This window comes from Bacillus sp. JJ1127, assembly GCF_036965845.1.
In the GTDB taxonomy this organism is placed as follows: Bacteria; Bacillota; Bacilli; order Bacillales; family Bacillaceae_G; genus Bacillus_A.
In genome coordinates this window covers 1-5,312 of record NZ_JBALQK010000050.1, presented here as the reverse complement: position 1 = coordinate 5,312, position 5,312 = coordinate 1, and the positions used below count along the sequence as shown (strand labels likewise).

The 5,312-nt window shown below is 33.7% G+C and carries 8 protein-coding genes; 5 read left to right on the top strand and 3 right to left on the bottom strand.

Annotated elements, in window-relative coordinates:
- Positions 1-1,294, bottom strand: a 1,294-nt coding sequence (locus V7183_RS06760; RefSeq protein WP_335359027.1) for a PAS domain S-box protein, incomplete at its 3' end; no start/stop codon positions are given.
- Between the two features lie 279 nt (positions 1,295-1,573).
- On the opposite strand from V7183_RS06760, the gene V7183_RS06755 reads away from it, so the two are divergent.
- Positions 1,574-1,942 carry a VOC family protein gene (locus V7183_RS06755; protein WP_335359026.1) on the top strand — a complete coding sequence of 123 codons (369 nt, stop codon included), beginning with the start codon at positions 1,574-1,576 and terminating at the stop codon, positions 1,940-1,942.
- Positions 1,943-1,971: 29 nt separating this feature from the next.
- Here the strand turns inward: V7183_RS06755 and V7183_RS06750 are convergent, their stop codons facing one another.
- The gene (locus V7183_RS06750) at positions 1,972-2,781 is read right to left on the bottom strand and encodes a YitT family protein (RefSeq protein ID WP_335359025.1); all 810 of its coding nucleotides are present in this window, start codon (positions 2,779-2,781) and stop codon (positions 1,972-1,974) included.
- Positions 2,782-2,928: 147 nt separating this feature from the next.
- On the opposite strand from V7183_RS06750, the gene V7183_RS06745 reads away from it, so the two are divergent.
- The 3 genes from V7183_RS06745 to V7183_RS06735 are packed head-to-tail and all read left to right on the top strand — an operon-like array spanning position 2,929 to position 4,469.
- Positions 2,929-3,732: a protein phosphatase 2C domain-containing protein gene (locus tag V7183_RS06745; protein WP_097897643.1), complete on the top strand. Its 804-nt coding sequence runs from the start codon at positions 2,929-2,931 to the stop codon at positions 3,730-3,732.
- Between the two features lie 14 nt (positions 3,733-3,746).
- The gene (locus tag V7183_RS06740) at positions 3,747-4,205 is read left to right on the top strand and encodes a peptidoglycan recognition protein family protein (RefSeq protein WP_097897642.1); all 459 of its coding nucleotides are present in this window, start codon (positions 3,747-3,749) and stop codon (positions 4,203-4,205) included.
- 15 nt (positions 4,206-4,220) lie between these two features.
- Complete coding sequence (locus V7183_RS06735; protein ID WP_097897641.1) at positions 4,221-4,469, top strand: DUF2164 domain-containing protein; 249 nt, start codon at positions 4,221-4,223, stop codon at positions 4,467-4,469.
- 23 nt (positions 4,470-4,492) lie between these two features.
- Here the strand turns inward: V7183_RS06735 and V7183_RS06730 are convergent, their stop codons facing one another.
- Positions 4,493-4,696 (bottom strand): CsbD family protein, encoded by a 204-nt coding sequence (locus V7183_RS06730; protein WP_097897640.1) that lies wholly within the window; start codon positions 4,694-4,696, stop codon positions 4,493-4,495.
- A gap of 260 nt (positions 4,697-4,956) precedes the next feature.
- Here V7183_RS06730 and V7183_RS06725 point away from each other — a divergent pair, with 260 nt between their 5' ends.
- A complete protein-coding gene (locus tag V7183_RS06725) occupies positions 4,957-5,160 on the top strand; it encodes a hypothetical protein (RefSeq protein WP_097897639.1) in 204 nt (67 codons plus the stop codon).
- Positions 5,161-5,312 lie beyond the last annotated feature (152 nt).

Here is a 5,312-nt window from a genome sequence, read left to right as displayed (position 1 = left end):
TGAAATCATCTTCTAATGTTTGAGTTTGAATAAAAATGTTTCCGCCATCTGGCATTGCTTCAATTGCATTTTTTAAAATATTAATAAAGACTTGTTTTAATTGATTCCCATCACATTGAATTTTGGGCATGGCAGAAGAATGATCCATAATTATATGTACACTATGCATAATCGCAGTAGGCAAAATGAAGGTCACAACTTCTTCGATTAATGTTTCGATTTGACAAGAATGGATAGATAAAACTTGCGGTTTAGACATTGCCATAAATTGACTTGTAATGGATTCCATTTGTGAAATTTCACTTAACATCACGTCTACATACCACTTGTTTTGTTCATTGATTTCAGGTTTTAATAATGTTAAAAATCCTTTTAAAGAAGTTAATGGGTTCCTTATTTCATGAGCAATTCCTGCTGTTAACTGTCCCACTACAGCTAGTTTTTCTGATTTTCGTAATAACTTTTCTGTCTCTTTTAATTCAGTAACATCTCTTCCCATAACAATGAGACCTTTTCTTGAACCGTCAGAATGGAAAAGTGGGACTTTTGAAATATTCAAGATCAGATTAGACGTGCTTCTATGTATAACAAATTCTTCACCGTGAATCGTTTTTCGTTTTTTCCATGCGAGTTCATCTATCTCTTCACAATGTAAAAATGCATCTCGATATGCCTCGTTATATTGGATAAGTTCACTATCTTTTTTTCCGTGATAAGGAACATCATGAAAATCAAAACAAGAAAGGGCATAATCGTTTGCTTCAAGCCAGCGACCTTCATGATCTTTAAATATGACAAAAGCAGGCATTGAGTTCATCAATGTTCGTAAACGTTTCTCACTCTCTTGCAATATTTTTTCAATTCTTTCAGATTTTGCGAGTGGCTTCATAATTGCATATACACCAGTGATACGATTTTGAACAAAAATAGGGACTAATTTTGTGACGACATCTATTTTATGTCCCTCTTTATGGTAGATAGAAAGTATATATTCTTTTTGATTATCAGACGTAGTATTTTTTATACATTGCAACACTTGGTCAGAGATATGTGTTTCAACAATAGAGGTAATTACCTTTCTTTCTAATTCATGTGAAGCATATCCCAATATTTTTTCCGCAGAGGGATTGATGTGCAATATGATTCCTTGTATGTTCAAAGAGATAATACCATCAGGATTATGTTCAAAAAGAGATACATGCCTTTCTGTTAAAGAACAATTTTGTCTTCTAAAACGATGAGGCTTGGCCACCTGACGCCTTTTTTGAATGGATGAGAACTTTTTCCGACTCATAACTTTTCCTCCGTGCAACTAGCATCTAAAACAGATTCAACAACCTATAATAGATATCATATATGAAAAACATCATATATTTCCATAAAAAACAAAGTTACAGAATAGTGTTTATTTTCAGTATTTTTAAATAGATTCTTATGAAAACATCATCTTCATTAATAAAACAAATCATATACATATGGCTATTAAGCATATCTTATGGAGTTTTATAACAATTATATAAGTTATCTTTTTAGCAATATACAATAAAATGAAAATATAAAGGGGGAGAGGAATATGACAGGTTACATTCAAGGAATTGATCATGTACAAGTAGCTGCACCAGTAGGTTGTGAAGAAGAAGCAAGAGAATTTTATGGAAATCAGATTGGTCTAGAAGAAATTCCGAAACCAGAAGAATTAAGAAAGCGTGGCGGTTGTTGGTTCCGTTGTGGGAATCAAGAAATCCATATTGGGGTTGAACAAGCATTTTCTCCGGCCAAAAAAGCGCATCCGGCTTTTTATGTACAGCAGATTGATGAATTTAAACAAAAATTGATCGGGCAAGGGGTTCAAGTAATAGATGATCATGCACGTGCAGATGTAATCAGATTTTACGTTTCAGATCCATTTGGAAACAGAATAGAATTTATGGAAAATAAATAAAAAAACTAGGTGGATTCCCACCTAGTTTTTTACCCTCTTCTAAACAATCCTAATACCTCAACAGTTTCTGTAATATTAACAAATGCTTGAGGATCAATTTCAGAAATAGTTTGCTTCATACTTGCAAGCTCTTCATGTGAAACGACAGTCATAAGTACACGCTTTTTTTCACTTGAATAGGCACCTTCACCATCAAGAAGTGTAATTCCACGTACAACAGTGGAAAGGAGTTTCTTTTTCATTTCTTCTGCTTGATTTGTTACAATCATAAGTGTAACTTTGCGATGTTTCGTATGAACAGCATCAATTACTTTACCTGTTACATAGATTGAAAGTAAACTCGTTAACGCCACATCCCAGTTGAAGAAACATCCAGCAATGACAACAACGACTGTATTTAAAAGAATGAGAAAACCACCAAGTTTAATATCTTTTTTACGAGATAACAGCATGCCGATAATATCAAATCCACCTGTTGAACCATGGCAATTAAAGACAAGGCCAACTCCTGCCCCGGCAATTACGCCTCCAAATATAGAAGATAGAAGTGGATCTGTTGCAACGACTTGTACTGGAATCCAGTATAATGCTACTGATAATACAACTACAGAGACGATTGTATTAAAAATTACTTTTTTTCCAAGACCTATGTATCCTAAAATAAGAATAGGTACGTTTAATACAAAGTTAATAATTCCCGTATTTACAGGGGTTACAATTCCTAAGATAATAGCAATTCCGCCGATTCCACTACTTAAAATCTTGTGGGGGATAAGGAAAAGATTAAAGGCAATTGCAATAATAATAGAACCAATAATAACTCCAAGAAATCTGACCATCTTTTTCCCGTCCTTCACTAAAAAATCATATTATTTCAAGATTATATATGAGATTAAAAGTTTTAGGGGAAAATAGTTTATTTTGTAAAGTTAGACTAATCAGAAAAATGAATTACTTTTTAAGCTTCATTAAAGGAGTGTAAAGAGATGGAAATTAAAACATATCAACAGAAAAGCCCTTTGAAACAAGAATGTGAGGATTCGTTTTTTTGTAATGAAGGATTAAAAATCTATGGGGTATGTGATGGTGCAACACCACTTATCCCGTTTCAAGATGAAGAAGGGCATAACGGAGCCTACCTAGCTTCAAATTTATTTGCAAGTCATTTTACATCTTTAAAAGAAAAATCTAGCTTGCAAAATGAAATTGCAATTGCAAATAAAGTGTTACAAGAAAAAATGATAAAGTATAAGATTGATACGAGAAAGAAAGATCATGTATGGTGTACATGTGTTGCGGCAGTTCTTATAGAAGATGAAGTCATTCAATATGCGCAGCTTGGTGATTGTATGATTGTAGCTATATTGCATGATGAAACGATGAAAGTATTAACAAAAGATACAGTGAAGGGAATAAGTACGCGAGCAAAAAGAAAACGTGAAGAAGATCGAAAAAAGGGTTTATCTGTACCTGAAGAACATATTTTTCATGACATTCGAGAACAGCTGAAATATAATCGCTATCTTGCAAACATGCCAGGTGGGTATTCAGTAGCCAATGGAATGCCGGAAGCAATTACATGGATTCAAAAAGGGAAATTACCGCTTGCTGAAGTAAAAGGAATTTTTATTTGTTCGGATGGATTATTTCACTCGGACTGGTCACTTGAGAAAACTGTACAGTATATAAGAAGAAATAGCGTGAAGGAATATATTTCTATAATAGAAGCATTGGAAGACAAAAAGCGGATTCGACCAGATGATAAAACGGTAATTATGATTGAGTTGTAAAAGGAGGTTTTGGAATGGAAATTAAACAAGCAAAATTAACGTTTCAAGATGAATTGCAGCCTTTACAAAATGTAACAAAACTCATCATTCATCACACAGCTGAAGATGGATGGGATGTGTATAAAACACATGAGTTTCATCAAAAGGTAAGAGGATGGAGTGGTATTGGATATAATTATTTTCTTGAAGAAGATGGGACAGTGTTTGAAGGTAGAGGATTATACATTGGAGCCCATGCAAAAGGATATAATAGTGAAACGATAGGGATTTGTATGACAGGTAATTTTGATAAATACGATCCGACTTTAGCACAAATCGATTCTTTACATTCGTTATGTAGAGATTTTATGAAGCGATTTTCTATATGTGAAGAACGCATACTTGGTCATCGTGAATTAAAAGGTGTTACAAAAACTTGCCCAGGAACACGTTTTTCTATGATAGAGTTAAGGAAAGTATTATCTCAAAAATAGAGGAGAAGATGATTCATGATGAATGTAAAAATACCAAATGAAAAAAAAGAAGAGCTTGTAGAACAAATTCAGCAGTTTTTTGAAGAAGAAGACTTAGAAGCAATCGGGCGTTTTCAAGCAGAACGTTTAATAGAAGAAATGATAAAATTACTTGGACCATATGCATATAACCAGGCAATCGGTGATGCAAGAAAGCTAATTACAGATAAATTATCTAATATAGAAGAGGATTTATATGTATTAGAAAAACAGGATGGTAAATAAAAAGAGCTTTAAATAGGCTCTTTTTATTTACGTTCTTTATGTTCATGTACTTTCTCTTTTATATTACCGACAGTATATTTCACGGTGCCTTTTACTTTATCCCATTTGCCTTCAGCTTGTAATTTTTTATTGTCGGTTACCTTTCCGACAACTTCTTTTACTTCACCTTTTACTTTATCAATAGCACCTTCTACTTTTTCTTTTAATCCATGTTCAGGCTTTATCATACATTTCTCCTCCTTGTAGTTTGATTGGGGTTAATCCTTCATAGTGCAAGTTGAATGATGTATCTATTGTTAGTTTATAGGGAATGAATAGAATATTCAAATGATTAATGGCATAGAAAGGTAATTGTCATAAAATGGATACATTTGTATTGATCCGAGTTTTATAACATTTTTTCCTTTTGGAAATTAGGTTTTTTCATGGAAGGAAAATGGAAGATTACTGTCGAAGGGAGTAGAAACAGATCAAAGGTGGTGCTCTCATGCAAAAAAAAGAGGTACATACATGCTCTTATTGTGGCTCTAACAATATTGGAGAAGGCGAGTTTGTCGGATACGCGCAAATAAGAAAAAAAGAGACGATGTTTACATCTTCTCCAGTGGATGCCTATATTTGTACGGATTGTGGAAGTGTACTGCTGCTAAAAGTGCGAAACTATCAAAAGTTTAAGCAGAAGCCATTATGATAGAAGGAAAAGAGAAGTATCTAAGGTTATATATGAATCGCCTTATATATACATCAATTAAAAACCCCCTCTTTTTGGGGAGGAGAGAGCGTCTGGCCATGCATAGAAGCGGTCAGGGCCTTTTTCTGCCCCGTGCGAAGTAAAAACAGAAA